12 protein-coding genes are annotated in these 14,597 nt (G+C 70.2%); 5 read left to right on the top strand and 7 right to left on the bottom strand.

Going from position 1 to position 14,597, the window contains the following annotated elements; translation table 11 throughout:
• Positions 1-52: 52 nt before the first annotated feature.
• The 4 genes from ACT3UF_RS05735 to ACT3UF_RS05720 all read right to left on the bottom strand — a co-directional run bounded on the left by ACT3UF_RS05735 (position 53) and on the right by ACT3UF_RS05720 (position 4,806).
• Positions 53-991 carry an S-layer homology domain-containing protein gene (locus tag ACT3UF_RS05735; RefSeq protein WP_441444489.1) on the bottom strand — a complete coding sequence of 313 codons (939 nt, stop codon included), beginning with the start codon at positions 989-991 and terminating at the stop codon, positions 53-55.
• On the bottom strand, positions 982-1,944 hold the full coding sequence (locus ACT3UF_RS05730) for a hypothetical protein (RefSeq protein ID WP_442331871.1): 963 nt from the start codon (positions 1,942-1,944) through the stop codon (positions 982-984). Before ACT3UF_RS05730 ends, ACT3UF_RS05735 begins: the two co-directional genes overlap by 10 nt.
• 210 nt (positions 1,945-2,154) lie before the next feature.
• Positions 2,155-3,705, bottom strand: coding sequence for an alkaline phosphatase D family protein (locus ACT3UF_RS05725; protein WP_441444491.1), 1,551 nt, complete (start codon positions 3,703-3,705; stop codon positions 2,155-2,157).
• Positions 3,706-3,888: 183 nt separating this feature from the next.
• Positions 3,889-4,806 (bottom strand): exodeoxyribonuclease III, encoded by a 918-nt coding sequence (locus tag ACT3UF_RS05720; protein WP_444502413.1) that lies wholly within the window; start codon positions 4,804-4,806, stop codon positions 3,889-3,891.
• A gap of 93 nt (positions 4,807-4,899) precedes the next feature.
• Here ACT3UF_RS05720 and ACT3UF_RS05715 point away from each other — a divergent pair, with 93 nt between their 5' ends.
• Positions 4,900-5,373, top strand: coding sequence for a hypothetical protein (locus ACT3UF_RS05715; protein ID WP_444608132.1), 474 nt, complete (start codon positions 4,900-4,902; stop codon positions 5,371-5,373).
• Positions 5,374-5,408: 35 nt separating this feature from the next.
• On the opposite strand, the gene ACT3UF_RS05710 is transcribed toward ACT3UF_RS05715, so the two are convergent.
• The gene (locus ACT3UF_RS05710; protein ID WP_345075782.1) at positions 5,409-6,473 is read right to left on the bottom strand and encodes an LLM class flavin-dependent oxidoreductase; all 1,065 of its coding nucleotides are present in this window, start codon (positions 6,471-6,473) and stop codon (positions 5,409-5,411) included.
• A 334-nt stretch (positions 6,474-6,807) separates the two neighbouring features.
• On the opposite strand from ACT3UF_RS05710, the gene ACT3UF_RS05705 reads away from it, so the two are divergent.
• Complete coding sequence (locus ACT3UF_RS05705) at positions 6,808-8,424, top strand: BCCT family transporter (RefSeq protein WP_441444494.1); 1,617 nt, start codon at positions 6,808-6,810, stop codon at positions 8,422-8,424.
• A gap of 57 nt (positions 8,425-8,481) precedes the next feature.
• On the opposite strand, the gene ACT3UF_RS05700 is transcribed toward ACT3UF_RS05705, so the two are convergent.
• Positions 8,482-9,003 (bottom strand): ferritin, encoded by a 522-nt coding sequence (locus tag ACT3UF_RS05700; RefSeq protein WP_345075780.1) that lies wholly within the window; start codon positions 9,001-9,003, stop codon positions 8,482-8,484.
• A gap of 147 nt (positions 9,004-9,150) precedes the next feature.
• The gene (locus ACT3UF_RS05695; protein WP_441444495.1) at positions 9,151-10,260 is read right to left on the bottom strand and encodes a LacI family DNA-binding transcriptional regulator; all 1,110 of its coding nucleotides are present in this window, start codon (positions 10,258-10,260) and stop codon (positions 9,151-9,153) included.
• Positions 10,261-10,887: 627 nt separating this feature from the next.
• Between ACT3UF_RS05695 and ACT3UF_RS05690 the strand changes: the two genes are divergently transcribed.
• From ACT3UF_RS05690 to ACT3UF_RS05680, 3 genes are all read left to right on the top strand, one after another.
• Positions 10,888-11,913, top strand: coding sequence for a carbohydrate ABC transporter permease (locus ACT3UF_RS05690; protein ID WP_444600757.1), 1,026 nt, complete (start codon positions 10,888-10,890; stop codon positions 11,911-11,913).
• On the top strand, positions 11,910-12,815 hold the full coding sequence (locus tag ACT3UF_RS05685; RefSeq protein ID WP_441444497.1) for a carbohydrate ABC transporter permease: 906 nt from the start codon (positions 11,910-11,912) through the stop codon (positions 12,813-12,815). Before ACT3UF_RS05690 ends, ACT3UF_RS05685 begins: the two co-directional genes overlap by 4 nt.
• 252 nt (positions 12,816-13,067) lie before the next feature.
• A complete protein-coding gene (locus ACT3UF_RS05680; protein ID WP_444502829.1) occupies positions 13,068-14,462 on the top strand; it encodes an ABC transporter substrate-binding protein in 1,395 nt (464 codons plus the stop codon).
• Positions 14,463-14,597: the final 135 nt, after the last annotated feature.

Below are 14,597 nucleotides of genomic sequence, written 5' to 3'. Positions count from 1 at the left end.
GAAGCCGGAGCCGGAGCTGGCCGGGGGCGGAGCCGGAGCCGGTCGGGGGCGTTCAGCCCAGGGCGCTCGCGATGACGGAGTCCGCCCGATGCAGGGAGACGGCGAGCTCCGCCCGGGTCACGCCTTCTTCGCCGGCCCAGTCATGGGCCGCGAGGGGGTCCGGAGCCATCCCGGCCGCGGCGAGCCAGGCCACGTCCGTCGGCGCCGAGCTGGGATCCTCCGGCAGCGGCAGCGAGACCTCCGTCGAGGCGTCCCAGGTGACCCCCATCCCGGCCAGCGCCGGGCGCATCAGCGCGGCGAGCATCATCGCCGCGCAGTCCCGGGTGGCGGGCGCGTCGGGATGGACCCGCAGCTGCACATCGCCCCACAGCGCGCCCCGGCCGTGGAGCCACAGCACTGCGGAGACTCGCGCGGGATCCTCTCCCAGGTCCGTGAAGACGGTGGGGACGGTCCCGAGATCCACTGCGGGAGAGCCGGCGAGGCGATGCAGGGCGACGGCGATGTCTCCGCGCGTGACCTGGGCATCGGGGGCGTATTCGGTCGGGGACAGGCCCGGCTGCACCCCGGTCATGTGCGCCCAGCGGATCGCCTCGGCGCCAGGGGTGCCGGCGGCGACATCCTCGAACAGAGGCCCCTCCTGGACCCCGGCGCCGGGGCCGCTCCGTGCGGCGCCAGCCGACAGCGCCTCCGAGTCCTCACGGCGCAACAGCGTCCCCGCAGTCACCGGCACCACGACAGCCGCCGCCGCGCCGGCCAGCAGCACGGTGCGGCGCCCGGCCCGGCGTCCGGCACGACGGATCGGGCGCGGATCCCCCGCCTCCGGGACGACGGGGAGCGTGGCCGGCGGGGTCTGTGCCGTCGGCGCCGAGACGGGCTGCGTCGGCATCGGCGGCGTGGGTGCCAGCGGCGCCAGCTGCGGCTGCGCCGGCTCGGGCGCGGCTCCCGGACGCCCGGCCTGCAGGCGCGGCGGGGACGGTCGTCTTACAGCCATCTCAGCTCCCGCATCCGCTGGATGATCGCCCAGCTGACAGCGAGGTTCCCCCAGCCGTTGAGATGGAACCCGTCCGGTGCGCACAGGTGCTCGGTCACGATCCGCTGCTCGAGCGCCCCCTGGGTGGAGGCCTGTTCGAGCAGGCGCAGCGGCGCCAGCGGAGGGCAGCTGAGGCCCTCCTCGGAGGTGAGCAGGCGGCCGAGGTCCAGGAAGTGTGCGCCGTAGCGGCGCTGCTGCTCCTCGTTGACCTGGATCACCGCGTCCGCCGTCGCGGAGCCGACCGGGTCGAAGGAGGTCGGCCACTGCCCGAGCACCAGCGTGTCCTGCTCAGGAGTCGCAGCGGCGTCCCACATCCGCTGGGTGTCCTCGAGCACGCCCGCCACGTCGAGGATGTTGTTCTTGCCCATCCACAGCACCTGCCGGGAACCCTCCGCGACCGTCGCGAGCGCGGAGCGGAAGACGCCGCTGCCGCTCGTGCCGGGCTGATCGGGCAGGAATTCCCAGCTGCCGCCGGTGCCGTCGAGTACCCCAGGGGCCCCGTCCACATCACCGGGGATCGTGAGCGGTCCGGCCGGGGTCAGTCCGGAGTCGAGCGCGACGGCGACGGCGCCGGTGCCCGCGGCCGGCTCACCGAGCGGGCGCAGCTGGGGAGTGTCCAGGCCGCGCATCAGCAGGGTGTGGGCGGAACGCGTGGCGCCCACCCCGTAGGCGTGCACCACTGCAGGGGCTGCCGCGAGGGCGAGGTGCTCATGGATGCGCACCGCCAGCGGAGTATCTGCGCTGCCGCCCTCCGAGCTCATGGAGGAGGAGCCCCACAGGGTCAGCGGCCGGGCGTCCAGCTCGGGAGCGAGCAGACGGCGTGAGGCCTCCGTGCCGGTGACGGCCGGGGTGGCTTCGGCGGGGACGGGTGCGGCAGGTGCGGCCAGGGCGGCGGCGAACTGCGGCGGGGGCATCGTGGTCCTTCACGGTGGTGCTGAACGAGCGCACCGTCCGGCGCCCACGGCTCCCTACCCTACGGGAACCGGGGCCCGCCGACCAGGGGAATGGGAGGTGATCTGCAGTGATCTGCAGGGTGGTCCCGGATCCCGCCGACGAGGGGGCGACGGGATCCGGCGGCGCGGCTGCTGAAGGGCAGCCGTGCTGGTCAGCGCAGTGGAGCGGGCTCAGGCCTCGTGCAGGCCGGGCTCGCCGGCGGGCACCACGTAGGTGCGATCCACGGACGCCGCGGCATCCGGGGTGCTGACCGCGGAGACGGTCTTGAAGTCGACCCGCAGCTCCTCGGTCGTGTACTCCGAGAGCACATAGCCGCGGCGGCCGCGGATGTACTTGATGTGCGGGTTCTCCGCGAGGACTTCCTCCTCGCCGTTCACCACGTCGCTGCCGTCCCCGCCCGAGGTGATCGAGGTGGACACCAGCTCCACCCCGACGGTCGCAGAGTCCGGCTCCCAGAAGTCCGCCTTGAGCTCATTGGCGAAATGCACGTGGACATCGCCGGTGAGCACCACGGGGTTCGCGATCCCGCGCTCGCTCCAGGCGCCGACCAGGGTGTCGCGGTCCGCCCGGTAGCCGTCCCAGCCGTCCGAGCCGAGCGTGGTGGTGGGCCCTGCGGCGTTGTCGCGCTTGGCGAAGAAGACGCTCTGCGCGAGCAGCTGCCAGGTGGCGGGCGACTCGGTCATCCCCTCGAGCAGCCACTGCTCCTGTTCGTCGCCCAGCAGTGTGCGCGAGGGATCGGCCTGCTCCTCGCAGTCGGTGAACCACCAGGTCTTCCCACCGTCGTGGCAGGCGTGCAGGTCACGATACTGGCGGGTGTCGAGCACATGGAAGCTCGCGAGATCCCCCCAGTGCAGGCGTCGGAACAGCTGCATGGAGGTGCCGGCGGGGGCGCTGGACCGGCGCAGCGGCATGTTCTCGTAGTACGCCTGCTGGGCCGCGATCTTCCGGGCCACCCAGGCATCAGTGGGCACCCCGTTCTTGGGGTAGGCGCCCGCCCAGTTGTCCTGGATCTCGTGATCGTCCCAGGTGACGATCCACGGCGCGGTGGCATGCAGCAGCTGCAGGTCCGGATCGGTCTTGTAGGTCGCATACCGCAGCCGGTAGTCCTCGAGCGTGGTGCACAGCTTGTGCGGATGGGTGCGCAGCTTCCCGGTCCCGGGCCCGCCCTCGTAGATGTAGTCACCGAGCCCGAACACCAGGTCGGGACGATCTTCGGCCGCCCGCCGGTAGGCCGTGAACCAGCCGCCCTCCCAGTGCGAGCAGGACAGGTGCACCATGCGCAGCGCGCGGGTGTCACCGCTCGCGGGAGTGGTCAGGGTGCGGCCGACGGGGGAGACGTAGCGCCCGGTGCGGAAGCGGTAGAAGAACTCGGTGCCGGCAGGGAGGTCCTCCAGCTCGACGTGGAGGCTGTGCGCCTCCTCGGGGCGGGCGGTCTCGGTGCCGCGGCGCACGATCGAGCGGAAGCGCTCATCGGTCGCGAGCTCCCAGCGCACCGGGACCGGGATGCTCGGCATCCCGCCACGGCCGTCCAGCACGTGGGGGTCGATCGCGAGCCGCGTCCACAGCACCACGGAGCTGCTGGTCGGGTCGCCCGAGGCGATGCCGAGGGTGAAGGGGTCCTTGCGGCGCCAGCTGCTGTCGGCGATCGCCGGAGCGGTGCCCAGCACGCCCGCGGAGGCGAGTGTGGTGAGGGTGGCGCCGGTGAAGATGCGCCGGCTCATGCGGCGCTGCCGGGCGAGGTTCGCGCGGCGGTCCGGGGCGATGAAGCGGGTGGGCTCAGGGGCTCCGTGGCGGAGGAGTCCGCCGGAGAGCCGATCCGGCTCAGTGGTTCGGCAGCGCCCGTCCGGGGAGGGTTCGGCAGCGCCCGCTCGGAGCGGCCCGACCCCGGGCGGGGGACGCCGCGGTCACGGCCAGTCGTAGTCGACGACCACCGGGGAGTGGTCCGAGAGCCGGGTGCCGTGGTGGTCCCGGTCGACCTCGGCGCGGACGGCGCTGCGGGCGAGACGCGGTGTGGCCAGGTGGTAGTCAAGCCGCCACCCTGCGTCGTTGGCGAACGACTGGCCAAGCCATGACCACCAGGAGTAGGGGCCGTCCTCGCCCGGATGCAGGTTCCGCACCACGTCGATGAGCGTGCGCGGGGAGAGCTGCTGCCCGAACCACTCCCGCTCCTCCGGGAGGAAGCCGTCGTTCTGCTGGTTCCTCCGCCACGCGGCGAGGTCCTGCCGGGTGTGTGCGATGTTCAGGTCGCCCATCAGCAGGTACTCGCGGCCGGCCGCCGTGGCCGCGCGTCGGGTGCGCACCAGATAGCGCGAGAACGCGGCCATGAACCCCATCTTCCGGACGTAGCGGGCACCGCCATCGGGAGCCTCGCGCATCCGCTCGGGCCGCTGCAGATGGGCGGGCAGGCCGCCCTTAGGCAGATAGAGACAGGCGATCGTGAGCGGTGCGTCCGCGAGGTCCACCTCGAGGTAGCGGCCCTCGGCGGCGAAGCGCGACAGGCCGCGAGCCAGGGGGACATGGTCGGGAGCGGGGACGGGGTTGAGGGCGGCGGTGGGCCCTCCCACCAGGGCCGCTCCGCTCCAGGTTCGGATCGCCGCCGGCGGCCGACGGGTCAGCACCGCGACCCCGTTGCGACCCGGCAGCGTGCCCGTGTCGAGAGCGACGTGGAAGTCACCGAAGGCACCCGCAGGGATCTTGTCGGCCTGTGCCCGGACCTCCTGCAGCGCGACCGCATCGCACCCCCGCCCGGCGAGCCAGTCATCGAAGCCCCGTCGCTGCGCGGCACGGATCCCGTTGATGTTGGCGGTGGCGATGCGGAGCATGCGGACGAGACTACGTGCTGGTCAGCCCGGCTCTGCGCCCTGGACCCGGCAGGCTTCCCTGTGGCGGGCGGAGTTCTGAGGCTTCTCACTACAGTGAGCCTCATGCACCAAAGCCTTCGCTCTGTCGTCCTGATCGCCGTGCTCGCGACAGGGCTGTTCTCCTGCGCATCGACAGCAGAGACCGACTGGCAGAGCATGCAGGACGACGCGGACGGGTTCGTCAACGCGGCGACAGCGGAGGACGGCTCGCTCGGCGCGGCAACGCAGCGTCTGACAGCGCAGGACCCGCCGCCGGCGGATGACGGCGGGATCACCCTGAACTTTCCGTCCGAGGTGAGCATCGACGGCGCCGTGGCCACCTGCTTCGGCGACGGCACGGCTCAGCTCGAATACAGCGTCACCTCGGAGGAGGGATCGGTTGTCAGCGGGTCCGTCGACATCCTCTGCGACGGAGGCGAGACGGAGATTCCGTTGGCCGAGCGCGGTGACGCGGTCCGTTTCAGTGCCGTGCTCGTGAGCGGTACGGGGGCCGTCGTCGCGGCGGCTGTCTCCGGCGGCGCCGAGTAGAAGCAGGGTCCCGGAACCGGGATCGCGGAGACGCCTTACACCGCGTCGCCGACGACGGGTCCCTCCGTGTTGGACTTCCAGCCGAGAGCCGGAGCGACATGCGTCGCGAAGCTCTCGAGGATGTGGAGGTTCAGCTCGACCCCGGCCTGCGAGGGGATGGTGAGCAGGAGGGTGTCCGCGGACTGCACCGCCGCGTCCGCCTTCAGCTGCTCGATGAGCTGATCCGGCTCGCCGGTGTAGGAGCGCCCGAAAGTCGAGCGGGTGCCGTCGATGATGCCGATCTGGTCGGAGTTCTCGCCCGGCCGCATGCCGAACAGCTGCCGATCCTGCTCGGTGACGATCGGGAAGACGCTGCGGGAGACGGACACTCGCGGGGTGTGCGCATGCCCGGCCTCCTTGAAAGCCTCCCGGTAGACGTCGATCTGCTCGGCCTGGAGATCGCCGAAGGAGGCGCCCGTGGCCTCGGTGAGGAGGGTCGAGCTCATGAGGTTCAGGCCCTGGGTGCCGGTGCGCTCGGCGGTGCCACGGGATCCCGCACCCCACCAGATGTGCTGGAAGAGGTCCGGGGACTGCGGCTCGATGCGCAACGGGGCATGCGGTGCGGCGTCCGACATATACGGCTGCGCGGCCGCCCGGGTCATCGGATGCCCCTGGATGGCCTGCAGGAAGACGTCGAACTTCGACATCGCGATATCGGCTCCGCGCGGGTCGGTGGAGCCGGTGTAGCCGAAGGACTCCCAGCCGCGGTCCGCCGCCTCGGGGGCGCCGCGGGAGATGCCGAGCGCCACCCGGCCGTCGGCGATCAGATCGAGGGCAGCGGCCTCTTCGGCGAGGTAGAGCGGGTTCTCGTAGCGCATGTCGATCACGCCGGTGCCCACCTCGATCCGCTGGGTCCGCGCGGCGACCGCCGCGAGCAGCGGCATCGGCGCAGCGGACTGCTTGGCGTAATGGTGGACGCGGAAATACGCGCCGTTCACGCCCAGCTCGTCCGCGCCGACGGAGATGTCGATCGCGTCGTGGAGCATCTGACGGGCGGTGAGGCCGCCCTGGGCGGGGCTGCCGCCGTAGTGGCCGAAGCTGAGGAATCCGAAGGCACGCATGGCCCCACCGTACTAGATGGTTGAACGTTTGACTAGCGCGAAAGGCTGGAGTGCGGACGCCATGCCAGGGGTACCGGGCGGCCCTGCGCGAGGTGCCTCGGGAGGGCGAAGCGGGGCCCGGATGCACGCCGCGTACGAGATCTGCGCCCCACCTCTCGCCCTCACCGAGGAGTTCGGCGCCCTGGGCGCGTACCGTGAACCGCTCTGCGCGCACGGGTCTCGCACCCTGCCGTCCCCGTTCTCTGCGCCTGCCGGCCCGGGGACAAGGCCATGCCGGCCGTACGCACCTCCGTGGCTCACGCCGCCCCTTCCTCCTCGACGAACGGACCGCGCCATGCCGCTGGACCCCTCTCCCGACCCGCGCCCTCCTCGCGCCTCCGCCCCGTCCGCAGCCCGCCGCGCGCGCCGTGAGCTGGAACGCTTCGACGCCGGGCCGCACCTGCCGGGTCGCCGACTGAACAGCGTCTTCTGGGTGTCGGTGACGCTGATCGTCGTACTCCTCGCGGCGGCCTCCCTCTTTCCTGCGCAGATGAATGCCGCCGCGGGCTCGGCGATGCGCTGGGTGACCGCCACCAGCGGATGGTCCCTGCTGGTGATCCCGCTGGGTCTCATCGGCCTGCTGCTCGTGATCGCCCTGTCCCGCTTCGGGCGCATCCGCCTGGGGCCCGACGACTCCCGGCCCGAATACCCGACCGTGGCCTGGATCGCGATGCTGCTGGGCGCCGTGATGGGGATCGGGATGATCACCTACGGCGTCGCCGAGCCCGTCTCCCACCTGGTCCAGCCTCCGCACGGCCTCGCCGAGCCCGGTAGCCGGGAGGCGGTCGTGGACGCCATGCGCTTCACCTTCCTGGACTGGGGACTGCAGGCCTGGGCCGTCTTCGCGATCTTCGGACTCGCCATCGGATACTCCACCCACCGGCTCGGCAACAAGGGGATGGTCTCGCCCATCCTGCGCCCGCTGATCGGTCGCCATGCCGACGGAGCGATCGGCAAGGCCGTCGACGTGCTGGTGGTCCTGTCCACGCTGTTCGGCACCACCACCTCCCTCGGCCTCGGTGCGGCGCAGATCAGCCAGGGGCTGAGCCACATCACCGGGGTGGACCTCACCTCCACCGGAGTGCAGATCATCGTGATCGCACTGGTCACCGTGCTGTTCACCGCCTCAGCCATGAGCGGCATCGGTCGCGGGATCCGCTACCTGAGCCAGGCCACGATGGTGATCGCTGCGGCCCTGCTGCTCTTCGTGCTGGTCACCGGCCCCACGAGCTGGCTGATCTCGCTGTTCCTGCGCTCCGCCGGCGGATACGTCGGCGACTTCGTCGAGATCAGCCTGCTACTGCCCCTGGATGGCGCGGACCTCGAGTGGATGCAGGGGTGGACCTTCTTCATGATGGCCTGGTGGATCTCCTGGGGCGCCTTCGTCGGCGTCTTCCTGGCGCGCATCTCCCGGGGCCGCACGATCCGGCAGTTCGTGCTGGTCGTCCTCGGCGTGCCGAGCCTGGTGTTCTCCGTCTGGTTCACGGTGTTCGGCGGCTCGGCGATGTTCATGGACCTCGAGCGCGGCACCGGCATCGGTGCGGCCGCCGCGGAGAACGTCAACACCGCCTTCTTCGGTCTGCTCGAAGAGCTGCCGCTGACCGGGATCACCTCCGTGATCGCCGTGATCCTGGTGGTGCTCTACTTCATCACCGGCGCGGACTCGAACACCTACGTGCTCGGGGTCATCTCCTCGGACGGTCGCATGGATCCGGGCCGCCCCGTGATGCTCATGTGGGGCCTGCTGACCGGCGCGACCGCTGCCGTGCTGCTCTACGCCGGGGGCCTGCAGGCGCTGCAGACCGCCGTGATGCTCTCGGCCGCCCCGTTCATCATCGTCATCCTCGCGCTCGCCGTCTCCCTGGTGATGATGCTGCGGCGCGACCCGCTGCTCACGACAGGAGTGCCCTGAGCAGATCTGCTCAGGGCGCCCCGGGGAGCTCAGGTGCCTGCGCTCAGGCGTCCGTGCTCAGCCGGCGTCGGCCTCGGTGGTCTCCGTGGGGCGGGCGCCCAGCTCGGAATCCAGGCGCAGCAGGCCGGAGCCGTCGTCGCCGATCAGCTTCAGGCGGCCGATGATCTCGGAGACCGTCGCCTCCTCCTCGATCTGCTCATCCACGAACCAGTTCAGCAGCGGGCGGGAGTCGTAGTCGCCCTCCTTGTCCGCGCTGCGGTACAGCTCGCGGATCGACTCGGAGACCTTCTGCTCGTGGGCGAGCGCGGCCCCGAAGATCTCGAGCACGGAGAGGCCGGGCTTCACGCCGGGGGCTTCGATGGTGCCGATCGCAGCGTGGTTGTCGCGGTCCGAGACGTGCTGGATGAACTTGTTCGCATGGACGATCTCCTCGTCCGCCTGGTGGCGCAGCCAGGCGGCGATGCCGGGGAGGTCCTGCTCATCCGCCTCGATGGCGAGCTGGCGGTAGGTGATCGATGCCGCGAACTCGAGGGTGATCTGGTCCTGGAACTTCTTCTCAAGGTCATTGCTCATCTTCATGACACCGACAGTAGTCCTCTCGGACCCTCTTGTCACGCATGGAAAGGCTAGCCTGACTTGCACAGATGAAGTGTGGTGAGAGGTCTGGACGGCGGAGAGGGGCCATGGCGGCGTGATCGTGCAGGGCGCCGAGCCGCTCGGCGACGGTCAGCCGCGCAGGTGCCCGGGAGCCGCCGACAGGGTGCGCCCGGGAACGAAACTCCCGGCCACGACGGCGTGCCGGGGTGAGTGCCGTGTGAGGAGCAGCTGCTCGCCATCGCCCTCGCCGGCCGCGTCGCGATCACCCGCCCCATGGGGAGCGGGCGGCGGACCCTCCGCATCGTCCTGTGCCCGCACCAGCAGCTCCTCCATCAGAGCGACGGCCTGCCGAGCGAGCTCCTCCACCGGCAGACGCACGGTGGCCAGCCCGAGCAGGTCGAGCCCGTCCCCGAGCCCATCGAACCCCACGGTGCTGATCTCCTCGGGGATCCGCACCCCCCGCGCCGCAGCGGCGCGCAGCAGCTCCAGGGCGACGTAGTCCACGGGGCAGACGATGCAGCTCAGCGCTTCCTCCCGGGCCGCGTCCAGGGCGCGGCCCACTCCCTGCTCCACCGGCAGCAGCTCCACGGGGACGCTGATGATGCCCAGCTCCTCGCAGCGCTGGACCAGGCTGCGCATGCGCAGGTCGAACACCCTCGAATAGAGGAGCGGCGCAGTGAGCACGGCGATCCGGCGATGACCCTGAGCGGCGATCTGCTCCGCCATCAGCCGGCCATGCGCCTCCTCGTCGTAGCTGACCGAGTTGATCTGCGGATGGGTGTTGGGGCGGCCGAGGATCATCATCGGCGTCGCGGTGACGGTCTCGACGAGATCCTCCGCAGCGGTCACGCCAGTGCCGACGAAGACCCCGGCTACGCGCTGACCGATCAGCCGGTTCAGGCCCTCGACCTCCGCCGTGCCGTAGTCGTGCCGGAACGCCGTCACCGAGATCAGGGTGCGGCCGATGGCTTCGACAGCGCGATTCATCTCCGCATGGAGGTGGCCGTAGGCAGGGTTGGTGGCGTCGCGGATGAGCAGCCCGAGCTGCCTGCCGTGACGCATCGCCAGTCCGCTGGCCACCAGATTGTGCACATAGCCCAGCCGTCGGGCTGCCTCGTGCACCTGGATCATCGCATCGGGGGAGACCCGCTCCCCGCCATTCTGGAACACACGAGAGACCGTGGAGCGGGAGACCCCGGCAGTGCGCGCGACGTCCTCCATCGTGGGTGGTCGAGGCATCTGCGGTGCTCCCTTCCTTGCAGGCTTCTGGTGGCTGGTGGCTGGTGGCTGGTGGCTGGTGGCTGGTGGCTGACGGCCGGGCGTGCGGGCACCGCGAGCCGGGTCGGCCGGACGATCCCACCGCGCAATCCGGAGGGGCGGCCTGGGCGCACGATAGTCCAGTGGGTGACGCCCGCCAGGTCGCATGGGTGACGGCCGAGTGAAGTCCGAGTTCGCGGGCACCTGGCGAGAACCGGCCGCTGAGGAACACTCGACGACGCCGAGATGAACAGTGGATGGACCCCGCATCACGAATCGCGCCAAGGGGGTCCGGAGGGTGCTCCGAGAGGGGAGTGGGAGCGCTCCCACCTGCGGTGACAGTTTCTGTTCATGCGCGATTCACCTGCACTGATGCCTTCTGGCGGGATCCGTGGAGGGTCCCTACGGTGAGGGCTGTCGATGGCGCCGGAGCGGCAGCCAGCCGCCCGTCCCGTCTCGACCTGCCGTCCTTGTTCCCCTTGCGGAGGGCAGCCCGGACCACTCGGTCCGACCGTCGGACGCGCCGCTCTGCGGAGCACCGCCGAGACTGCCACCCGCATTGCATCGGCCCCCGGGCCGCCCTTCGATCAGGAAGTTGGGAGCGCTCCCATGACAACCATCGTCCGTTCACCTCGCCCGGGCCAGCAAGCCCCGGCCGGGGCTGACAAGAAGGGAGCGCCCGTGGACCCCTCCTCGCCGGCCGGCCACGCCCCGCTGACGCGCAGCGAGGAGCGCCGGCGTTCACCCCAGCGTCGACGCCGGGTGCGCCGGGACGCCCTCCTCTTCAGCGCCCTGATCGCCCCGAACCTCATCGCGATCATCGTCTTCTCCTACTACCCGGCGCTCTACAACATCGGGCTGAGCTTCTTCGAGTGGGACTTCGTGGCCCCGACCCCCGAGTGGGTGGGGGTGGAGAACTACACCAACCTGTTCACCGACCCGAGCTTCGGGCAGATCATGAAGAACACGGCGATCTTCACCGGCGTGAGCGTGATCGGCTCGCTCGTGCTGGGCCTGCTGCTGGGCAGCCTGCTGGCCACGAAGCTGCCGCTGACCGGGTTCGCGCAGACCATGGCCTTCGCCCCGCACATGCTGCCCGGCGCGGCGGTGGGCATCCTGTGGCTGTTCATGTTCGATCCGAACTACGGCCTCTCCCGCTGGGCGTTCTCCCTGTTCGGCGCCGACTCCCCGGCCTGGACCACCACCTCGGACTGGTCGCTGTGGGCGATCACGATCGCCTACACCTGGCAGCGGCTCGGCTTCGTCACCGTCATCTGCTACACCGCGATCCTCGACCTGCCCAAGGACCTCTACGAGGCCGCAGCACTCGACGGGGCGCACGGCTGGAAGCTGTTCCGTCACCTCACGCTGCCGCTGCTGAGCCCGATCACGTTCTTCCTCTCGATCACCGGCATCATCTCCGCCGCCCAGGCCTTCGACATCATCTCGATCATGACCAGCGGCGGCCCGGGAACCTCCTCCAGCACCCTGAGCTGGATGGTCTACGAGGAAGCCTTCCAGAAGTTCGACATCGGCAACGCCTCGGCCGCAGCCACCGTGCTGCTGGTGCTGCTGCTGATCATCACGTACGTGCAGGTCCGCTACGGCGACAAGAAGGTGAACTACGACTCATGAGCACTCTGACCGTCGACAAGAACCAGATCGCCGATGCTGCCGGCCCCGCCCCCCGCAACAAGGGGCGGGACCGCGGACCCCGCCGTCCGGCATGGAAGACCGGCCTGCTGTTCGCCGGCGTCCTCGCCACCATCGCCGTCTTCTTCGTCCCGTTGTACTGGCTGTTCTCCTCCGCGATGAAGCCGCACCAGGACATCTACACCTGGCCGCTGACCTGGATCCCGCGTGAGCTGACCTTCTCGAACTTCGCCGAGGCCTGGAACAGCGCCCCCTTCGACCGCTTCTTCCTCAACTCGATCATCACCACCGGGGTGGGCACCTTCCTGGAGATCACGCTTGCGATCCTGTGCGCCTATGCCTTCGTGTTCGTCGACTTCAAGTTCAAGAAGATCGCGTTCGTGCTGATCATCGGCTCGCTGATGCTGCCGGGTCACGTCACCCTGATCGTCAACTACATCACCGTGGCGAACCTGGGCTGGCTGAACACCTACGCCGGCCTGATCCTGCCGGGCATCGCCAGCGCCTTCGCGATGTTCCTGCTGTTCCAGTACATGCGCACCATCGACAAGGACATCCTGCAGGCCGCGGAGATCGACGGCGCGGGGCACCTCCGCCGGATGCTCACGATCGTGGTGCCGCTGTCCACGCCGATGATCCTCACCGCCACGCTGATCGTGATGGTCGGCAAGTGGAACGAGTACGTCTGGCCGCTGATCGTCACCTCCACCGCGGACATGCGCACCCTGCCCATCGGCCTGCTCTTCCTGCGCAGCCAGGAGGGCTACAGCAACTGGGGCGTGATCATGGCCGGCGCCGTGTTCGTCTCCCTCCCGATGCTGATCCTCTTCTTCCTCGCCCAGAAGCGCATCATCGGCGGCCTCGCCGCCGGCGCCATGAAGTGAGTCCGACGGCGCGGGGCAGCCATCACGCAGCCTCGCGCCACCCCCGGCCCGCCCATGCCCCATGGGTCGGACCCCACCAGCTCCGGGCCCCGGCCCGGGCGGGCGCCGGCGTGCGCACTCCGCACGCGGCCCGCACCTCGTCCCGCGGGACGAGCCCCCGCCAGACCCCCTCGCCAGACCCGCCTGACTGACAGACCCACTGACTGTCTCCACCCGGTGACCCCACCGCACCACTCCCAAGGAGCGACTCCCATGTCTCGCAGCCCCTTCAACCTCTCTCGTCGCGGTCTTCTGACTGCCATGGGCCTCGGTGCCGGCGCGGCCGGCCTCGCCGCCTGCGGCGCCCCCTCCGGCGGCGGCGACAGCGCGGAGAGCAACATCCGCGACGGCTTCACCCAGGCGGACCTCACCGTCCCCGACGAGTACAAGGACCGCACCCCGATCCTGTTCTGGGCGCCCTTCACCGGCAACAACTACGAGGTGCTCTCGGCGCAGTTCACCGCGTTCAACGAGTCCCAGGACGAGATCGTCGCGATCGCCGAGTCCGTCGGCTCCTACGCCGATCTGACCCAGAAGTTCACCGCTTCCCTCCAGGCCCGCACCGTGCCGGACATCGTGTGCTTCCCCGAGATGCAGTGGCTGCAGTTCTACCAGTCCGATGCCCTGGCACCGCTGGACGGCTACTTCGACGACGAGTGGAACCTGGACGTCTACGTCCAGAACTACGTCGCCGAGGGCAAGGCCGCCGGGGAGACCTTCACGGTGCCCTTCGCCCGCTCGACCCCGCTGTTCTACTACAACAAGACCCGCTACATCGAGGCCGGCCTGCCCGAGGAGGGCCCCGAGACCTGGGAGGACCTCGCGGCGTTCGCCCCCGAGCTCGCCAAGATCGAGGTCGAGGGCCGCCCGCTGTCCGCGATCGCCTTCGGCCCCGACGCCTGGCACGGCCAGGCCGACATCTGGGGCTTCGGCGGTGCGAACTCCACCGAGGACTTCCAGGTCACCATCAATGACGAGAAGGGCGTGGAGTGGCTCGAGTGGATGCGCAAGTTCATCCACGAGGACAAGTTCGGCTACCTCGCCCAGGCCTCCGGCACCGACTTCGCCTCCGGTCTCGCCGCCGGCTGGCGCGGCTCCACCGCCTCGCTGACCGGCCAGACCAAGGCCACCGAGGGTCTCTTCGAGATCGGCACGGCCTACATGCTGTCCAAGGAGGGCGAGCAGAAGCAGGTCCCCACCGGTGGCTCCGGGCTGCAGATGGTGCGCACCGAGTCGCAGGAGCGTCAGGACGCCTGCGCCGAGCTGTTCCGCTTCCTCGCCCAGCCGGAGAAGTCCGCCGAGTGGCACATCGGCACTGGCTATGTGCCGATCGTCCAGGCCGCGCAGGAGACCCAGGGCGTCAAGGACCTGGTCGCCGAGAACCCGAACTACGCCGTTGCGCTGAACCAGCTCGAGAACGCGCGCACCGCCGACTACCCCAACTGGAACGCCGGCGCGGTCACCGAGATCAGCGCCGCCATGGGCCAGGTGTTCGGTGACAACGCGGAGGCGAAGACGGTGCTCGACGCCCTCGCCCCGACGCTCCAGGAGGTCCTGGACGACAACCGCGAGGACTACGAGGCAGTGCAGTTCGAGGGCTGGAACTGATCCTGCCCGCAGTCACCGCGAGCGCTGCAGTCTTTCCAAGCACTGCAGTTCCCGCATGACTCCGCGGCCCCGGGTGCACGCCACCCGGGGCCGCGGCCAGCGGCCCCCGGGCCATGAATGACCAGGGCCGTGAGC

It is taken from the genome of Brachybacterium sp. AOP24-D1-21 (assembly GCF_052378665.1).
In the GTDB taxonomy this organism is placed as follows: domain Bacteria; phylum Actinomycetota; class Actinomycetes; order Actinomycetales; family Dermabacteraceae; genus Brachybacterium.
The sequence above is the reverse complement of the archived record's forward strand: the minus strand, read 5'-3'. Positions and strand labels throughout refer to the sequence as shown.